Origin of the sequence: Sphingomonas sp. 67-41 (assembly GCF_001899725.1) — a bacterium.
Lineage (GTDB): Bacteria > Pseudomonadota > Alphaproteobacteria > Sphingomonadales > Sphingomonadaceae > Sphingomonas > Sphingomonas leidyi.
The window spans coordinates 546,731-562,240 of record NZ_MKWJ01000022.1 but is presented as its reverse complement, the minus strand read 5'-3'; the positions used below and the strand labels follow the sequence as shown (position 1 = coordinate 562,240).

Annotated in this window: 15 protein-coding genes; 7 read left to right on the top strand and 8 right to left on the bottom strand. The window is 70.1% G+C overall.

What is annotated here, in order from left to right:
* Nucleotides 1-64 precede the first annotated feature (64 nt).
* Genes BGP17_RS13610 through BGP17_RS13595 form a run of 4 tightly spaced genes read right to left on the bottom strand, consistent with a single transcriptional unit; the run spans nucleotide 65 to nucleotide 4,026 of the window.
* Nucleotides 65-271, bottom strand: coding sequence for a hypothetical protein (locus tag BGP17_RS13610; protein WP_167300018.1), 207 nt, complete (start codon nucleotides 269-271; stop codon nucleotides 65-67).
* A gap of 35 nt (nucleotides 272-306) precedes the next feature.
* Nucleotides 307-2,040 (bottom strand): heparinase II/III family protein, encoded by a 1,734-nt coding sequence (locus BGP17_RS13605; RefSeq protein ID WP_286712377.1) that lies wholly within the window; start codon nucleotides 2,038-2,040, stop codon nucleotides 307-309.
* Nucleotides 2,037-2,693, bottom strand: a complete 657-nt coding sequence (gene rpe, locus BGP17_RS13600) for a ribulose-phosphate 3-epimerase (RefSeq protein WP_086127823.1) — start codon at nucleotides 2,691-2,693, stop codon at nucleotides 2,037-2,039. Before rpe ends, BGP17_RS13605 begins: the two co-directional genes overlap by 4 nt.
* A 37-nt stretch (nucleotides 2,694-2,730) precedes the next feature.
* A complete protein-coding gene (locus BGP17_RS13595) occupies nucleotides 2,731-4,026 on the bottom strand; it encodes an RsmB/NOP family class I SAM-dependent RNA methyltransferase (RefSeq protein ID WP_286712376.1) in 1,296 nt (431 codons plus the stop codon).
* Between the two features lie 35 nt (nucleotides 4,027-4,061).
* On the opposite strand from BGP17_RS13595, the gene BGP17_RS13590 reads away from it, so the two are divergent.
* Nucleotides 4,062-4,220, top strand: a complete 159-nt coding sequence (locus tag BGP17_RS13590; RefSeq protein WP_286712375.1) for a DUF1674 domain-containing protein — start codon at nucleotides 4,062-4,064, stop codon at nucleotides 4,218-4,220.
* Here the strand turns inward: BGP17_RS13590 and BGP17_RS13585 are convergent.
* Genes BGP17_RS13585 through tsaD form a run of 3 tightly spaced genes read right to left on the bottom strand, consistent with a single transcriptional unit; the run spans nucleotide 4,217 to nucleotide 6,752 of the window.
* Entirely contained in the window at nucleotides 4,217-4,753 is a 537-nt protein-coding gene (locus tag BGP17_RS13585; protein ID WP_286712374.1) for a DUF1697 domain-containing protein, read from the bottom strand. The two genes, BGP17_RS13590 and BGP17_RS13585, sit on opposite strands and share 4 nt — an antisense overlap.
* Entirely contained in the window at nucleotides 4,750-5,730 is a 981-nt protein-coding gene (locus tag BGP17_RS13580) for an NAD(P)H-dependent glycerol-3-phosphate dehydrogenase (RefSeq protein ID WP_167300023.1), read from the bottom strand. The genes BGP17_RS13585 and BGP17_RS13580 overlap by 4 nt, the downstream gene beginning before the upstream one ends.
* Nucleotides 5,727-6,752, bottom strand: coding sequence for a tRNA (adenosine(37)-N6)-threonylcarbamoyltransferase complex transferase subunit TsaD (gene tsaD, locus BGP17_RS13575; protein WP_286712373.1), 1,026 nt, complete (start codon nucleotides 6,750-6,752; stop codon nucleotides 5,727-5,729). The genes BGP17_RS13580 and tsaD overlap by 4 nt, the downstream gene beginning before the upstream one ends.
* A 204-nt stretch (nucleotides 6,753-6,956) precedes the next feature.
* Between tsaD and hemC the strand changes: the two genes are divergently transcribed.
* From hemC to BGP17_RS13545, 6 genes are all read left to right on the top strand, one after another.
* Entirely contained in the window at nucleotides 6,957-7,871 is a 915-nt protein-coding gene (hemC, locus tag BGP17_RS13570) for a hydroxymethylbilane synthase (RefSeq protein WP_286712372.1), read from the top strand.
* Nucleotides 7,868-8,536 (top strand): uroporphyrinogen-III synthase, encoded by a 669-nt coding sequence (locus BGP17_RS13565; RefSeq protein ID WP_286712371.1) that lies wholly within the window; start codon nucleotides 7,868-7,870, stop codon nucleotides 8,534-8,536. The genes hemC and BGP17_RS13565 overlap by 4 nt, the downstream gene beginning before the upstream one ends.
* Nucleotides 8,537-8,567: 31 nt before the next feature.
* Nucleotides 8,568-9,401, top strand: a complete 834-nt coding sequence (locus BGP17_RS13560) for a hypothetical protein (RefSeq protein WP_167300027.1) — start codon at nucleotides 8,568-8,570, stop codon at nucleotides 9,399-9,401.
* 120 nt (nucleotides 9,402-9,521) lie between these two features.
* Nucleotides 9,522-10,706 (top strand): acyl-CoA dehydrogenase, encoded by a 1,185-nt coding sequence (locus BGP17_RS13555; protein WP_286712370.1) that lies wholly within the window; start codon nucleotides 9,522-9,524, stop codon nucleotides 10,704-10,706.
* Nucleotides 10,706-11,224, top strand: a complete 519-nt coding sequence (locus tag BGP17_RS13550) for a GNAT family N-acetyltransferase (protein ID WP_286712369.1) — start codon at nucleotides 10,706-10,708, stop codon at nucleotides 11,222-11,224. The genes BGP17_RS13555 and BGP17_RS13550 overlap by 1 nt, the downstream gene beginning before the upstream one ends.
* A complete protein-coding gene (locus tag BGP17_RS13545) occupies nucleotides 11,221-12,327 on the top strand; it encodes a CaiB/BaiF CoA transferase family protein (protein ID WP_167300030.1) in 1,107 nt (368 codons plus the stop codon). The genes BGP17_RS13550 and BGP17_RS13545 overlap by 4 nt, the downstream gene beginning before the upstream one ends.
* Before the next feature lie 75 nt (nucleotides 12,328-12,402).
* Here the strand turns inward: BGP17_RS13545 and BGP17_RS13540 are convergent, their stop codons facing one another.
* Nucleotides 12,403-15,378 (bottom strand): TonB-dependent receptor domain-containing protein, encoded by a 2,976-nt coding sequence (locus BGP17_RS13540; protein WP_286712368.1) that lies wholly within the window; start codon nucleotides 15,376-15,378, stop codon nucleotides 12,403-12,405.
* Nucleotides 15,379-15,510: the final 132 nt, after the last annotated feature.

The window sequence follows — 15,510 nt, the reverse complement described above, 5'->3', positions numbered from 1 at the left end:
CCCCTAGCGTCGTTTTCGGCTTCGCTGAATCGGGAGCGGGCCGGTGCCGCCCTACCGAAAACGACTAGTCTTCGAGTTCGACGCGCAGGCAGGGCTGGAACGCGTCGCTTTCCTCGTCGTGACGGAACCACACTTCGGTCACCCGATAGTAGCTGAAGGCGCCGTCGACTTCGATCGACAGGCTTTCGCCGGCCCGCGGCAGAAACCCGAACTCACCGACGAACAACGGCTCGCGCGCGTCCTCCTCATCGAACACTTCGACCTGCGCCATCCCGCTTCCTCCCCCGAATCAGCGGGGGAGCCCTATCACTTCGCGCGGTGGAACAGCCAGCTGACGTTTGCACCGCCCGCGAGCGATTCGCCGGTGATCACCAGCTGCTTCGTCGGCACCGGCTTGCCCGTGCCGTCGATCCAGAGCGAGTCTTCGAAGGCAAGCGCGCCGCCCTTGCAGCGGAATTGCCACAGATGCCCGCTCGGCAGGCGCAGGATCGCCGCCTGGCCGTCGGCCGTGGGCGAGATCTCGACCTGGGGCGCCAGGTGGAAGCGAATCGCGAACGGCGTGTTCGTCTTGCGTTTCCGCTTGTCGGCGGGAAGCAGCATGTCCTCGCCGCGCACGTCGCGCCCATCGCCGCCCAGCGCGATCAGCCGGCGATGGACGAAGCCCAGGCGGCGGACATAGCCGTCATGGCTCGCCTCGATCCGGCTGCCATTCTCGCTTTCGGTGCGCGCCAGCTCGACTTCCACAACGCCGCGGCCCAGCGAGCCGTCCGGGTGGATCGCCGTCGAATTGCTGTCGGCCAGCACAAGGGTGGAATGCGCGGCGGTGGTGCGCAGGCCCTCGCTCAGCGCGGCGGGAAGCGCGGCATTGGCCATGTTCGAGCCGCCGCAATTGACGACGATCCGGTGCGGCCCGTCCGAAAGCTCGAAGGCGAGCGTCGAGGCGCAGCCGCCCGCGGCCAGCCGGGCGAGCGGCGGCGGTGCCGCATCGACGATCAGCACCGTGCCGCCGGCGTTCAGCCGCTGATAGCCCCATTCGCGGGCCTGTTTGAGCGGGCGGGTGCGCACGCCCGTCGCCTCCACCGCCTGCTCGATCAGCGCGCCGGGCACGGGGGCGCTGCCCTGCCAGCTGCCCAGGCCCTTGTCGCCATGGCAGACGCCGAGCAGCGCGGTGACCATCCTGCCCAGCGCCGAGGCGACGAAAGCGGGCGGCTCGAGCCGGCGCGCCTCATAGGCGTTGGCCAGGATCGTCAGCAGCTGCACCGCATCGAGCTGGCCCCAGGGCGAGCGGCCGACGGTGCCGCCATCGTCGAACATCGACTGTTCGAGCGCGCGGCGCAGCCCGGTCTCGCCGAAGGAACGGCGCGGATCGCCGCCCGGGATCATCAGCCCGGCAGCCAGCACGCCGCACCAGGCGGCGATGCGCGGCGTGCCGAGCGGGACCCGATCGGCGGCGCGATCGAGATGGCGCGCGCCCTTGGCCAGCGCGTGGAGCACCGAGGAGCGATAGACCAGGTCGTTGGCCGAAAGGATCAGCGGCGCATGGGCAGTCCAGGCGAGGATGCGCCGGCCGACCAGGTCGGCGCGCCAGGCGGGATCGGAGACCTTGTCGCCATGCACGGCGAGCCATCGCTGCATCAGCGCCTCGGCGATCGGCGCCGCGGTGACGCGGGTGGTGACGCTGGAGAGATCGCGCAGCCAGCCGAAGCCGTGGAGATACGCGCCCATCGCCACCGACCAGTCGGGCCGGGTGAAGTCGAGCCCGGCGATCGAACGCTCTTCCCCCCGGAAACGCACCACGCCGTCGAGCAGCGCGTTGCCCCGTTCCACATCGCCGAAGAACGGGTCCTCGCCCACCGCGATCAGTTTCAGGGGATGCCGGCCCTTCAGGCGCATATTGTGGAGCGGCGTACGCCAGGCGAGGCGCTGGAAGCGCTCGGAGATGCGCTCGGCAAGGCTGAGCCCGCGTTCCCCGCCCGTGCGGATGAGCCGCTTGCCCTGCTCGACTCCGTCGGCTCCGGAGTCGATCCTCTCATCGCTCACCCGCCTCGCAGGGCGGCGATGTTCGCCGCGTATCGACTGGGGCCGCCGGTGAAGGTGGCGGTGCCGGCGACCAGCGCATCGGCACCCGCGGCGATGGCGCGCGGGGCCGTCTCGCGGTCGATCCCGCCATCCACCTCCAGGTCGATCGCGCGGCCGCTGGCATCGATCCGCCTGCGCAGCTCGGCGATCTTGCCCAGCTGGCTCTCGATGAACTTCTGCCCGCCGAAGCCGGGGTTCACGCTCATCACCAGGATGAGGTCGATCATGTCCATGACATAGTCGACGGCGTCCACCGGCGTGGAAGGATTGAGCACCACGCCGGCGCGCTTGCCCAGGCCCTTGATCGTCTGGAGCGTGCGGTGGAGATGCGGGCCCGATTCCGGATGGACCGAGATGCAATCGGCACCGGCATCGGCAAAGGCCTGGAGCAGCGGATCCACCGGGGCGATCATCAGGTGCACGTCGAACGGCTTGGCCGTGTGCGGGCGCAACGCCTTGATCACGCCCGGGCCGATCGTGATGTTGGGCACGAAATGCCCGTCCATCACGTCGACATGGATCCAGTCGGCTCCCGCCGCGTCGATGGCGCGGATTTCCTCGCCCAGCTTGGCGAAATCGGCGGAGAGGATCGAAGGTGCGATGCGGACGGCCATGACGAATCCTTAGGCACCCCGCGATTCGCGCGCAACCTCAGCCGTTGCGGACGAGCCTCGCGATGAAGAAACCGTCCAACCCGCCGGCATCGGCAAGCGTTCCGGGGAGCAGGCGAAGGCTGCCGTCGTCGCGGGGCACCACGCCATGGGGAAGCGCCTCGGCCCGGACCGGCGCGATCGCATAGTCGGAACGCGCCTCGAGGAACGCGGCGAGCTGCGCCTCGCCCTCCTCGGGCTCGAGCGAGCAGGTCGAGAAGACGAGCGTGCCGCCGGGCTTCACCCAATCCGCGGCGCGGGCGAGGAGCCTGCCCTGCAGCTCGGCCATTTCCCGGATCAGGCTCGGACGGACGCGATGGAGCACGTCGGGATGACGGCGGAAGATGCCGGTGGCGCTGCACGGCGCATCGAGCAGGACCGCATCGGCGGGCGCCGCGGGCGCCCAGCCGAGCAGGTCTGCGGCGATCACTTCGGCGCCGAGGCCGGTGCGCTCCAGATTTTCGTGAAGTCGCGCCAGACGACTTTCGGAAATGTCGACCGCGGTCACCCGCCAACCGGCGGCGGCGAGCTGGAGCGTCTTGCCCCCCGGGGCGGCGCAGAGGTCGAGCGCGGTGCCGTTGCCCTTGCCGATCAGCCGGGCGGGGAGCGAGGCGGCGAGATCCTGTACCCACCATTCGCCCTCGGCATAGCCGGGGAGCATTGCCACCGCGCCTTTCTCGTCGAGGCGGAGATGGCCGGCGATCAGGCTGGTGCCGGGCAGGTCGGGCACGATCGCAGGGTCGCGCAGGGTCAGGTCGAGCGGCGGCGGAACCGCGATGGCGCGCTCGGCATCCTCGATCGCCTGGTCGCCCCAGGCGGCGTGCCAGCGCAGCGCCACCGCATCGGGCAGGGTCGGCGGCTCGGGCAGAGTCGCACCCTGGCGGACCAGCGCACCGAACACGCCGTGCACCAGCTTGCGCGGTCCGCCATCGACGAGCGGCAGCACGGTGGCGATCGCGGCATGGCCCGGCGTGCCGAGCGCCAGCGCCTGGACGAGCGCGATGCGCAGCGCGAAACGTGCCTTGGCATCGTCGGGAAGACGCTGCTTCGTCGCCGAATCGATCAGCGCGTCGAGATCGGGGAGCCGGCGCAGCACCTCCGCGGCGATGGCATGGGCAAGGCCGCGATCATTGGGCGCAAGGCCCTGCGCCGCCGAGTCGAGCGCCTGCTCCAGCGCCAGCCCGCGCCGGAGCACCGCATCGAGCAGCCTGAGCGCGGCCCGGCGCGTGGGAACGCCGGGAGCGTCGGGCGCCTGACGGGGAGAAGAACGGGGAGAATGGCGGCGCGGCGGCTTCACTTGACCTCGGCGTTGGGAAGGACGATCTGCTGCCTATGGCCCAGCGCCCCGCAAATGTGAAACCGCCCGCGTATCTGACGCCGAGTCCGCCGGTGCCGAAGCCCGAGCCGGCAAGGGAGACCCGGGACCCGCTCGGCCAGGATCCCACCCGCTATGGCGACTGGGAGCTGAAGGGCATCGCCGTCGATTTCTAGTCGCCCAGCGCGGCGAGCAGCTTGCGCACGGTGTTCCAGTTGCGCCCGGTATTGCCCTGGGCCAGCCTGGCCTTCTGCATCGCGGGAACCAGGGTCGAACGGCCCTGGCCCTCGGGGAAGTCGGTGAACAGTTCGCGGCCCACCACCACCATGCGCTCGGGGCCGTCATGGCTTTCCGCCAGCCGGCCGATCGCCGCCCGGTCCGGCGGCGCGCGGTGGAAGGTGACGAGGAGATAGCTGGGCCGCGCCTTCGCTTCCTCGGGGAAGGGATTGGCCTCGACCAGCTTCTCGAGATCGGTCCGGTTGCGCACGAACACTTCGGACTTGAGGCCGGTGGCGCGCTCCAGCGCGGCGTGGAGATCGCGCTCGATGGCCTCGGGCGCCGCGTCGCCGGCCTCGAACACGACATTTCCCGAGGCGAGGATCGTCTTCACCCCGGTGAAGCCCATCCCCTCGACCACGGCCTTGAGCTCCGCCGACTTGAGCTGGCGCTTGCCCAGGTTGATTCCCCGGAGCATCGCCGCCCACTTCACTGCAGCTCCTCCCGCAAGGGCCGGCTGAGCAGCTCCTCGATCACCCGGGCGACGGGCGCGCCCTCCAGCAGGTCGTTGACCGCGCGCGTGACGGGCATGTCGATCCCCGCGTCCCGCGCGGCTTCGCGCAGGACGGGCGCGGTGAAGGCGCCTTCGGCCACGGTCTTGCGGTCGGCCATCAGCGCGGCGGCCTGCTTCCCCTGGCCGAGACCGAGACCGAGGGAAAAGTTGCGCGAATTGGTGGAGGAGCAGGTGAGAACGAGATCGCCCAGCCCGGACAGGCCGGTGAGCGTCTCCGCCTGGGCGCCGCGGGCAAGGCCGAAGCGCGTCATCTCGGCAAAGCCCCGGGCGATCAGCGCGGCGCGGGCATTGAGGCCCAGGCCGGCGCCCTCCACCACGCCGCAGGCGATGGCGAGGACGTTCTTGACCGCCCCGCCGATCTCCGCGCCCACCAGATCTCCCGAACCATAGGTGCGGAAGGCAGGCCCCGCCAGCCGCTCGGCGAGGCGGGTGCGCAGCCCCTCGTCCTCGCAGGCCAGGGTAACGGCAGTGGGTTTGCCGGCCGCGACTTCGTGGGCGAAGGTGGGGCCGGAGAGCACCGCGAGCGGTGCCCGCGGGGCGACCTGATGGGCTACTTCGCCGACCAGCAGCTTGGTGCCGGCCTCGATCCCCTTGGCGCAGAGGACCAGCGGCGTGTCGCCGACCGGCGTCTCGGACAGGACGGCGCGGACATGCTGGGCCGGGGCCACCACCAGCAACGCCTGCATGTCCGCAAGGTCGCCAAGTTCGCGCGTGGCGCGGATGCTCGGGCTGAGAGGCACTTGCGGAAGGAACAGATCGTTGCGGTGGCGGAGGTTCACACTCTCCACCACCTGTGCCTCGCGCGCCCAGAGCAGCACCTCCTCGCTGCCGCCCCGCGCCGCGACCTGGGCCAGGGCCGTCCCCCAGGCGCCGCCACCGATCACGCCTATCCTCATGCCTTCACTCCCGCGCCGCGAACCTTCTCCGCATCCGGATCGAGCGGCCAGCGCGCCCGCGCCGGCGTGTCGAGCGGATCGCTGAACCCCGCCAGGAACCGTTCGGCTCCCGCCCAGCCGATCATCGCCGCATTGTCGGTGCAGAGCCAGAGCGGCGGCGCGACGAAGCGCATGCCGGCTTCCGCGGCCAGTCGTTCCAGGGCGCCGCGCACCGCCTTGTTCGCCGCGACGCCGCCCGCCACCACCAGCGCAGTTGCCTCCACCTTCGCCAGCGCCCGGCGCGTGCGATCGACCAGGCAATCGACCACCGCCTGCTGGAAGGACGCCGCGATATCCTCGACATCATAGCGGCCGACCTTGCGCGCCACGTCGCTCTTCAGGCCGGCGAAGGAGAAATGCGGTTCCGCCGAGCCGAGCAGCGGGCGCGGCAGCGGCACTGCCCCGGGATCGCCGCGCGCCGCCGCTTCCTCCACCGCCGGGCCGCCGGGAAAGCCGAGTCCCAGCATCTTGGCGGTCTTGTCGAACGCCTCGCCCGCGGCGTCGTCGATCGTGGTGGCGAGGCGCCGGTAGCGGCCCACCCCCTCGACGAGCAGCAACTGGCAATGGCCCCCCGAGACGAGCAGCAGCAGATAGGGAAATTCCAGATCGGGATCGGTGAGCCGCGGCGACAGGCCATGTCCCTCGAGATGGTTGACCGCGATCAGCGGCTTGCCGCCCGCCAGCGCCAGCGCCTTGCCGGCGACGAGGCCGACCATGACTCCGCCGATCAGCCCGGGGCCGGCGGTCGCCGCGACCGCGTCGACATCGGCGAGCGTGACGCCGGCTTCCGCAAAGGCGCCCTCGATCAACGGGCCCAGCGCCTCGACATGCGCGCGCGCCGCGATCTCGGGCACGACGCCGCCATAGGGGCGATGCGCCGCTTCCTGCCGCGCCAGCTTGTGCGCCAGCACCCGCCGGTCGGTGGTGACCAGTGCGGCGGCGGTTTCGTCGCAACTCGATTCGAGGCCGAGGATCAGGGCCATGTCGTTCGTTTCATACTCCGTTGTCTGCGCATCTAGGGTGTCGGGCGGCGATTGTCGAAGTTCGGGCGGCTTTTGGTTCACGCGGAGGCGCGGAGAAGAAATGGGGAGACGGAGCCGCGGCGCGGCCGGTTGCCCCATCTCCGCGTGCTCCGCGCCTCCGCGTCCGCTTCGACAAGCGGCGACCAAGCCGGTAAGGCGGCGGACATGGCCGTTTTCAAACTGGGTACCCGGGGTTCGCCGCTCGCGCTGACACAGGCGGAGATGGTGCGCGACGCGCTCGCCGCCGCGCACAAGCGGCCCGCAAGCGACTTCGAGATCGTCGTGATCCGCACCACCGGCGACAAGGTGCAGGACCGTCCGCTCGCCGAGATCGGCGGCAAGGCGCTGTGGACCAAGGAGCTCGACCGGGCCCTGCTCGCCGGCGAGATCGACGCTTCGGTCCATTCGATGAAGGACGTCGAGACGCTGCGCCCCGATATGATCGCCATCGCCGCGATGCTGCCCCGCGCCGATGTGCGCGACCGGCTGGTCGGTGCCCCGTCGATCGCGGCGATCCCGCAGGGCGGCGTGCTGGGCACCAGTTCGCCGCGCCGGGCCGCGCAGATCCGGCGGCTGCGGCCCGATCTTTCGGTCACGCTGTTCCGCGGCAATGTCGACACGCGGCTGGCCCGGCTGGCGCAGGGCGAGGCCGATGCGACCTTGCTCGCCGCGGCCGGACTCGACCGGCTCCGGCGCCATGACGTCGGCACGCCGATCCCCACCAACATCCTCCTCCCCGCGCCGGCCCAGGGAGCAGTGGGCGTCGAGATTCGCGCCGACGATGCCCATGCCCGCGAGATGCTGCGGGCGATAGACCATGTGGAGACGCATGCCTGCATCGCCGCCGAGCGCGCGCTGCTGGCGGCGCTCAAGGCCGGCTGCCACTCGCCCGTCGCCGCGCTGGCGACGATCGCGGGCGGCATCCTGACGCTCGAGGCCGAGCTGCTCTCGGAAGACGGCGCCGCCCATGTCCATGGCGCGATCGAGGGGGCACCGCTCGACCATGCCCTGCCCGCCGCGCTTGCCCGCGACCTGCTGGCACGGGCGCCGGCAGCGGTGCGCCGATTGTTCGAGGGGTGAGCCGCCCGATCGCCGTGCTCCGGCCCGAGCCCGGCAACGGCGCGACCGCCGCGGCGATCGAGGCGGCGGGGCGGACGGCGATCCGCCTGCCCCTGTTCGCCGCCGGGCCGGTCCCCTGGCGCGCGCCCGATCCCGCGGCGTTCGACGCGCTGCTGCTGACCAGCGCCAATGCCCTGCGCCATGGCGGGCCGCAGCTGGGCGCGCTACGGGGCCTGCCCGTGCACGCGGTGGGCAGCGCGACCGCCGAGGCGGCGCGGCACGCGGGCTTCGCCATCGCTTCTGCCGGCAGGGAGGACGGGGCCGCCCTCTTGGCCGCGGCCGCAGCCGCCGGGGTGCGGCGCGCGCTGCTGCTGGGCGGACGCACGCGGATGCTTGAAGCCGGCGGCATCATCGCCCGGGCGATCACCGTCTATGCCAGCGAGCCGCTGGCGATCGCGCCCGAACAGGCGGCGCGGCTGCACGGGGCGATCGCGCTCGTCCAGTCCGCCCGGGCCGGAGCCCGGCTCGCCGAACTGGTGGCGCCCGAGCACCGCGCGACCATCGGCATCGCCGCGATCAGCGCCCGCGCGGCCGCCGCGGCCGGCCCGGGCTGGCGCCGCGTCGAGATCGCCGCGGACGTGCAGGTGGACACGCTGATCGCACTCGCCCTGCAGCTCGCCGATTGACCGGGCAGGGCCACACGGCGAATAAGGGCCCATGAGCGACGAGACCTTCGCGCCCGCGGCGCCGCGCGTGCCCTGGTGGCGCAGCGCCAGCCTGATCGGCACGATCGCCTTCGCCGGCGGAATAGGCGTGACCATCGGTGCCGTGGGACTGGCCGGCGGCCTTTCGCCGCGCGCGCCCGCACCGGCGCCCCTGCCGTCTCCCAATGCCAGCGCCCAGCCGGCAATCCCGGCGCTGCCGCCGGGCACCGACCTTGCCACGCTCAGCGCCCGCGAGACGCAGCTGGCGGGCAAGCTCGACCAGATCGAGCTGCGGCTGCGCGACGCCGATGGCAGCGCCCGCAACGCCGCTTCCTATGCGACGCGGGCCGAGCGGATGATGATCGTCCTCGCGACGCGCCGCGCGCTCGAGCGCGGCCAGCCGCTGGGGCCGCTCGAGGGCCAGCTCAAGCAGCGTTTCGGCGAGCATGACGGCGACGCGGTCGCCGCGATCCTGCGCGCCGCCGCCCAGCCGGTGACGCTGGAGGACCTGCGGCTGGCGCTCGACACGCTGGGGCCGCGCCTCGCCAACGATCCGAGCGACAGCCTGTGGAACCGGGTGCGCCGGATGCTCGGCAACCTGGTGGTGCTGCGCCAGGCCGACACGCCGAGCCCGCTGCCCGCCGAGCGGCTGCGCCGCGCCCGGCGCGCGCTCGACCGCGGCGATGTCGAGGCGGCGCTCGCCGAAGTCGCCCATATGCCCGGCGTCGCGGTTGCCGAGAGCTGGACCAGCGCCGCCCGGCGCTATGTCGCCGCCCGCACCGGGCTCGCCGAGATCGAGCGCGCCGCGATGGACGTGCCGTCGCCGGCCGCCAGGCAGGCGGGATAGCCGCACCGCATACCCCATGCCGCCATCCCGACGCGCGCCCGGAACCGGAGCCGTTAAGCGGGACGGCGGAGCAACGCCCGGCTTCTCTCTTTGCCGGGCCGACGAGAGAAGGACGAGGAAATGGCAGAGATGGGCCGGTTCGACTGGTCGGACCCCTTCGGGCTCGATGCGCAGCTGACCGACGAGGAGCGGATGGTCCGCGATGCCGCCCGCGACTATGCGCAGGGCGAGCTGCTGCCGCGCGTCACCAGCGCCTATCTGGAGGAGCGGTTCGACCGCGAGATCATGGCCGAGATGGGCGCGCTGGGCCTGCTGGGCGCGACCATCCCCGAAGCCTATGGCGGTGCCGGGCTGGGCTATGTCTCCTACGGGCTGGTCGCGCGCGAAGTGGAGCGCGTCGATTCAGGCTATCGCTCGGCGATGTCGGTGCAGAGCTCGCTCGTGATGCACCCGATCAACGCCTATGGCACCGAGGCGCAGAAGCGGAAATATCTCCCCAGGCTCGCCACCGGCGAATGGGTGGGCTGTTTCGGCCTGACCGAGCCCGATGCCGGCTCCGATCCCGGCGGCATGCGCACCCGCGCGGCGAAGATCGACGGCGGCTATCGCCTGACCGGCTCCAAGATGTGGATCACCAATTCGCCGATCGCCGACGTGTTCGTCGTCTGGGCGAAGAGCGAGGCGCATGGCGGCGGCATCAAGGGCTTCGTGCTGGAAAAGGGCATGAAGGGGCTGTCGGCGCCCAAGATCGAGGGCAAGCTCTCGCTGCGCGCCAGCATCACCGGCGAGATCGTGATGGACGGGGTGGAAGTGAGCGAGGACGCGCTGCTGCCCGAGGTGCAGGGACTGAAGGGGCCGTTCGGCTGCCTCAACCGCGCGCGCTACGGCATCGCCTGGGGCAGCATGGGCGCGGCCGAGGCCTGTTTCCACGCCGCCCGGCAATATACGCTCGACCGCGCCCAGTTCGGCAAGCCGCTGGCGGCAAACCAGCTGGTGCAGCTCAAGCTCGCCAACATGGAGACCGAGATCGCGCTCGGGCTGCAGGCGGCGCTGCGCGCGGGCCGGATGTTCGACGAGGGCATGCTCGCTCCGGAAGCGATCAGCATCATCAAGCGCAACAATTGCGGCAAGGCGCTCGACATCGCCCGCATCGCCCGCGACATGCATGGCGGCAACGGCATCTCGGCCGAATTCCATGTGATGCGCCACGCGATCAACCTCGAGACCGTCAACACCTATGAGGGCACCCATGACGTCCATGGCCTGATCCTCGGCCGCGCGATCACCGGGATCGCGGCGTTCTGATGGCGCCCGAGCGGCAGCCCATGCTGGAAGGCGCGCTGGTGGTGCTGCGCCCCAGCACCCCGGCGGACTGGGACGCGCTGTACGCCGTCGCTTCCGATCCGCTCGTCTGGGAAGTGCATCCGGCGCATGACCGCTGGCAGGAGCCGGTGTTCCGCGCCTATTTCGACGCCGGCATCGCCAGCGGCGGGGCGCTGACGATCCTCGACAAGGCGACCGGCACGGTGATCGGCGCGTCGCGCTTCGACAATTGGGACGAAGCGGCCGACGAGATCGAGATCGGCTGGACCTATCTGGCCCGCGCCTATTGGGGCGGCGTCTATAATCGCGAGATCAAGCGGCTGATGCTCGATCACATCCACCGGTTCGTGCGCACCGCGGTGTTCACCGTGGGCGCGGGGAATATGCGTTCCCGCAGGGCGATGGAGAAGATCGGCGGCGTGGCGCGGCCAGGCACGGTCGACCGGATGATGGCGGGCGAGATGAAGCCGCACCTCATCTACGAGATCCATCGTCCATGAAGCCGCTGGCGGGAATCAGAGTCGTCGAGCTGGCGCGGATCCTCGCCGGGCCCTGGTGCGGGCAGCTGCTCGCCGATCTGGGCGCCGAGGTGGTGAAGGTCGAGCGGCCGGGCGAAGGCGACGACACCCGGCATTGGGGGCCGCCCTTCCTCCACGATGCCGAGGGCGAAAATCGCGACGCCGCCTATTTCCACGCCTGCAACCGCGGCAAGGAGAGCCGGGCGATCGACATCGCCACGCCCGAGGGGCAGGCGGCGGTGCATGCGCTGGTGGCGGACGCCGATGTGGTGATCGAGAACTACAAGGTCGGCGGGCTGGTGAAATACGGGCTCGACGCGGCTTCGCTGCGAGCGCGCCATCCGCGGCTGATCGTCTGCTCGATCACCGGCTTCGGCCAGACCGGCCCCTATGCGCCGCGCGCGGGCTATGATTTCATCATCCAGGGCATGGGCGGCTTCATGTCGCTGACCGGCGAGCCCGACGGCCCACCGGAAAAGGCGGGCATCGCCTATGCCGACATCTTCACCGGCGTCTATTCGGCGGTGGCGATCCTGGCGGCGCTGCGCCGGCGCGACGTGACCGGCGCGGGCGCGCATATCGACATGGCGCTGCTCGACACCCAGGTGGGCGTGCTCGCCAACCAGGCGCTGGGCTGGATGGCATCGGGCAAGGTGCCCCACCGGATGGGCAACGGACACGCCAATCTGGTGCCCTATCAGGCGTTCCAGGCGCGGGACGGCGAACTGATCATCGCGGTGGGCAATGATTCGCAGTTCCGCAAGCTGTGCGGGGTGCTGGGGCTCGACTATTGCGCCGATCCGCGCTTCGCGACCAATCCGCAGCGGGTGGTCAACCGCGCGGCGCTGATCCCGCTGCTGGAAGCGGCGATCCGGCAATGGGCCAAGGCCGATCTCTACGAGGCGCTGGAGGCCGAAGGCGTGCCGGCCGGGCCGATCAACAGCGTCGACGAAGTGTTCGCCGATCCGCAGGTGGTGGCGCGGGGCATGAAGATCGCGCGCGACGGCCTGCCCGGCATCGCCACGCCGATCATGATCGACGGCGAGCGCATGGCCGCCGACCGAGCCAGCCCCAGGCGGCCCTGACGCCGGCAAGCGCGGCAAGGAAGAAGGGCGGCCCCTTTCGGGACCGCCCTCTTTCGTCTCGGCTCTGGGCGAAGATCAGAAATTGAGCTTCGCGCCCACGGTGAAGCGGCGACCATAGATGTTGTCGCCGGCCTGGACCGGATTGTAGAGATACGCGCCATAGGTGACCGGATCGACGCCCGGCAGGCGATCGAACAGGTTGAGCACGTTCGCATAGATGGTGAACTTGTCCGCGATCTTGGCGGTCGCGTTCAGATCGAACGTGAAGTAGCTCTTCACCCGGCAGCCCGTGTACGCGGGCGACGGCGCCAGGCCGCAATCCTCATACGCATTGCCCTGGTCCATCGCCGACAGGTTGTAGCCCGACGTGTAGTTGGCGGTGCCGGTGAGCGAGTAGTTGCCGATCGCGAAGCTGTTCATCCAGCTGCCCCGCCAGCGGAAGGTGCCGGTGCCCGCCGTCAGGTTGAAGTTGCCGAGCGTGTCGACATAGGTCTGGCGCGTGCCGTCGGGCAGCGTGGTGCTGAGCTCGAGCATGAGCGTCGCGTCGAGATTGCTCGTCCAGGTCACGTCGCCGAAGCGGAAGCGCCCGTTCGCCGCGAAGTCGATGCCTTCCGCCTTTTGGGTGTTGGCGTTGACATAGTGCGACTGGACATAGGCCACGCGCGGCAGCGCCCCCGGATGGGCTGGATCCGCCGCGTCGGGGATGATCGTGTAGCCGGCCGGGATCGGATTGCCGGCATAATAGGCCTGGAGCGCCACTCCCGAGGAAAGCGACGTGATCGCGTCGGTCTTCTTGATGTTGAAATAGTCGACGCTCAGCGAGACGTTGCGGATCGGCTGGAAGACGGCGCCCAGCGTGATGCTGCGCGACTTCTCCGGCTTCAGGTCGGGCGAGGCGAGCGTGGTCTGGCCATAGCTCGCCGTCCGCAGATATTGCGGGCAGGCGGTGCTGAAGGTCGCGACCGAGCAGCCATATTGCGCCAGATACGCATCGTTGAACAGGCCGGCCGAGTTGGTGACGTACCCCGTGGTCGGCAGCGCGTTCGCCTCGCCGAAGCTGGGGATGCGGAAACCGCGCGACCAGTTGCCGCGCAGCGTCAGCATCTCGAAGGGCTTGATCTTCGCGCCGACCTTCGGCGAGAAATTGCTCTGGCCGGTCGAATAATGGTCGTAGCGGCCCGACGCGTTGAGCTCGAGGAACTCGAACACCGGCACGCTCAGCTCGCCGAACGCCGAGGTGACCGTGCGGTGCCCCTCGGTGCCGAACGCGTTGATCGTGAAGTAACGCTGGGTCGGCCCGTTGATGTCGCTGTTCGCCGAGGGCGAATCGACCGCTTCGTAGAAGAGCGAGCCGCCCACCGCGAGCTGGACCGGGCCGCCCGGAAGCTGGAACAGCGCCTTGCTCACGCTCGCCTGGACCTGGTAGAGATCCGACGACGCATCGGTGTTGAGCGTCGGTGCCAGATAGCTCTGTATCGCAGCGCTGTTGGCCGAGGGATTGACGAAATTGTACGTGCCGTCGGCGATCACGTCGAGCAGGTGCTGGATATAGATATAGCCGTCGGACGTACGGCGCAGATCCGTGTGCATCGCCGTCGCATCGATCTTGTAGTTCCAGTCGTCGCCGAAGCTGCCCTTGATGCCCGCGGCGGCGCGATACACGCGGCTGCGGCTCTCGTCATAGCGCGTGATGTTGGGCATGCCGCCGATCAGCAGCGCCGTCTGGCCCGAAGCCGCGAACGGGTTGTTCGGGTTGAGCGTGCCGTTGGCCGCGGTGCAGTTCACGCGCGCGGCGCAGACATAGACCGGAAGCGTCAGCGCGCCCGAACCCGGCGCGAAGCTCGGGCCACTGCCGCGCGTCGAATAGGGCGGATAATAGATGCCCGCCGGCGCATTGGCGTAGATCGACGACGGCAGCCCCGAATATTGGCTGCGCGACTGCTGGAAGTTGAGCTCCAGATAAGCCTCGGTCGATTCGCCGAACGTCTTGGCGACATGTGCGGTGAAGCCGAAGCGATCGATCTCCGGCGCGACCACGCCGTAGCGGTTGGTCATGTCCTGCTGGCACATCGACGTGGGCACCAGGCCGCTGGCCGTCTGCTGGGCCGCCGTGGTCTGGATCAGCGTGCCATTGGCGCAACCGCTCCCGAGCAGCTGGTAGCGGCCGCCCGAGCCCGGCGCGACATAGAGGTTCGAGCCGGCGGCGGTGGTCCCGAAATTGTCGCCGTTGATCAGGTTGTTCGGCCCGCCGATCGCGGTCTGGTCGTCCGAGTTGAACGGACGGCGCAGGTCGCGGGTGCTGACCGCATCGGCGTGATAGTAGAAGCCGCTGATATAGGCGTTGAACCCGTCGCGATCGAGGTCGCCGGTGCCGGCGGTGACCGAGAAACGCTGGGTCGCCGCGATGCCGTCCTGCGAGACGCCGGCCTCGGCCCGGGCCGAGAGGCCGGTGAAGCTGCGCTTGGTGATGATGTTCACCACGCCCGCGATCGCATCGGCGCCGTAGCTCGACGAAGCGCCGTCCTTCAGCACTTCGACGCGGTCGACGATGTCGTCCGGAATGGTGTTGAGATCGACGAAGTTGCGAGTCGCGTCGTCGGCGAGCGGATAATAGGCCGCACGCAGGCCATCGAACAGCACCAGCGTAGAGTTGGTCGTCAGGCCGCGCAGCGAGATGCCCGACGCGCCGCCGGCGAACGCGCCATTGGCCGAGAAGCTGTTGGTGAGCGTGGGACCGTTATTCGCGGCAAGGCGCTGCAGGCCGTCCTGGACGGTGCTGATGCCGCGCTGATCAAGCGATTCGGCCGTGACGGTGGTCACCGGCGACGTCGTGACTCGAGTCGCGAACAGCGAGCCGGTGACGACGATCTCGGCGTCGTCGGCCGCCGGTGCGGCCTGGCTCTGGCTGGGCGTGGAGGCGGTGGTGGGAGGCGTGGAGGTGGGGGCGGTGTCCTGCGCGAAGGCGGGGACGACGAAAAGGCTGGTAGCCAGGGACAGCGCCGGGAGCGCGGTCCCCGCACGGAGCGTGCGAGCGAAATTACGCGTGAACATGATACCCTTTTCCTACCTGCCCCGCGCAAATGTCGCGCAGGGTGTGAGCCGACGCATGCCTGAACAACATGCGTTCGCACCGGGATGAGAGCGACGGATTCACGCGTAAAGCGCCGAAGAAACGGGCCGATC

Coding starts and splice junctions, on each gene's coding strand:
- BGP17_RS13560 (WP_167300027.1), top strand. CDS start 8,568: ATGAGCGACGAGACCTTCGCGCCCGCGGCGCCGCGCGTGCCCTGGTGG.
- rpe (WP_086127823.1), bottom strand. CDS start 2,693: ATGGCCGTCCGCATCGCACCTTCGATCCTCTCCGCCGATTTCGCCAAG.
- BGP17_RS13545 (WP_167300030.1), top strand. CDS start 11,221: ATGAAGCCGCTGGCGGGAATCAGAGTCGTCGAGCTGGCGCGGATCCTC.
- BGP17_RS13540 (WP_286712368.1), bottom strand. CDS start 15,378: ATGTTCACGCGTAATTTCGCTCGCACGCTCCGTGCGGGGACCGCGCTC.
- BGP17_RS13590 (WP_286712375.1), top strand. CDS start 4,062: ATGGCCCAGCGCCCCGCAAATGTGAAACCGCCCGCGTATCTGACGCCG.
- BGP17_RS13550 (WP_286712369.1), top strand. CDS start 10,706: ATGGCGCCCGAGCGGCAGCCCATGCTGGAAGGCGCGCTGGTGGTGCTG.
- tsaD (WP_286712373.1), bottom strand. CDS start 6,752: ATGGCCCTGATCCTCGGCCTCGAATCGAGTTGCGACGAAACCGCCGCC.
- BGP17_RS13610 (WP_167300018.1), bottom strand. CDS start 271: ATGGCGCAGGTCGAAGTGTTCGATGAGGAGGACGCGCGCGAGCCGTTG.
- BGP17_RS13555 (WP_286712370.1), top strand. CDS start 9,522: ATGGCAGAGATGGGCCGGTTCGACTGGTCGGACCCCTTCGGGCTCGAT.
- BGP17_RS13580 (WP_167300023.1), bottom strand. CDS start 5,730: ATGAGGATAGGCGTGATCGGTGGCGGCGCCTGGGGGACGGCCCTGGCC.
- hemC (WP_286712372.1), top strand. CDS start 6,957: ATGGCCGTTTTCAAACTGGGTACCCGGGGTTCGCCGCTCGCGCTGACA.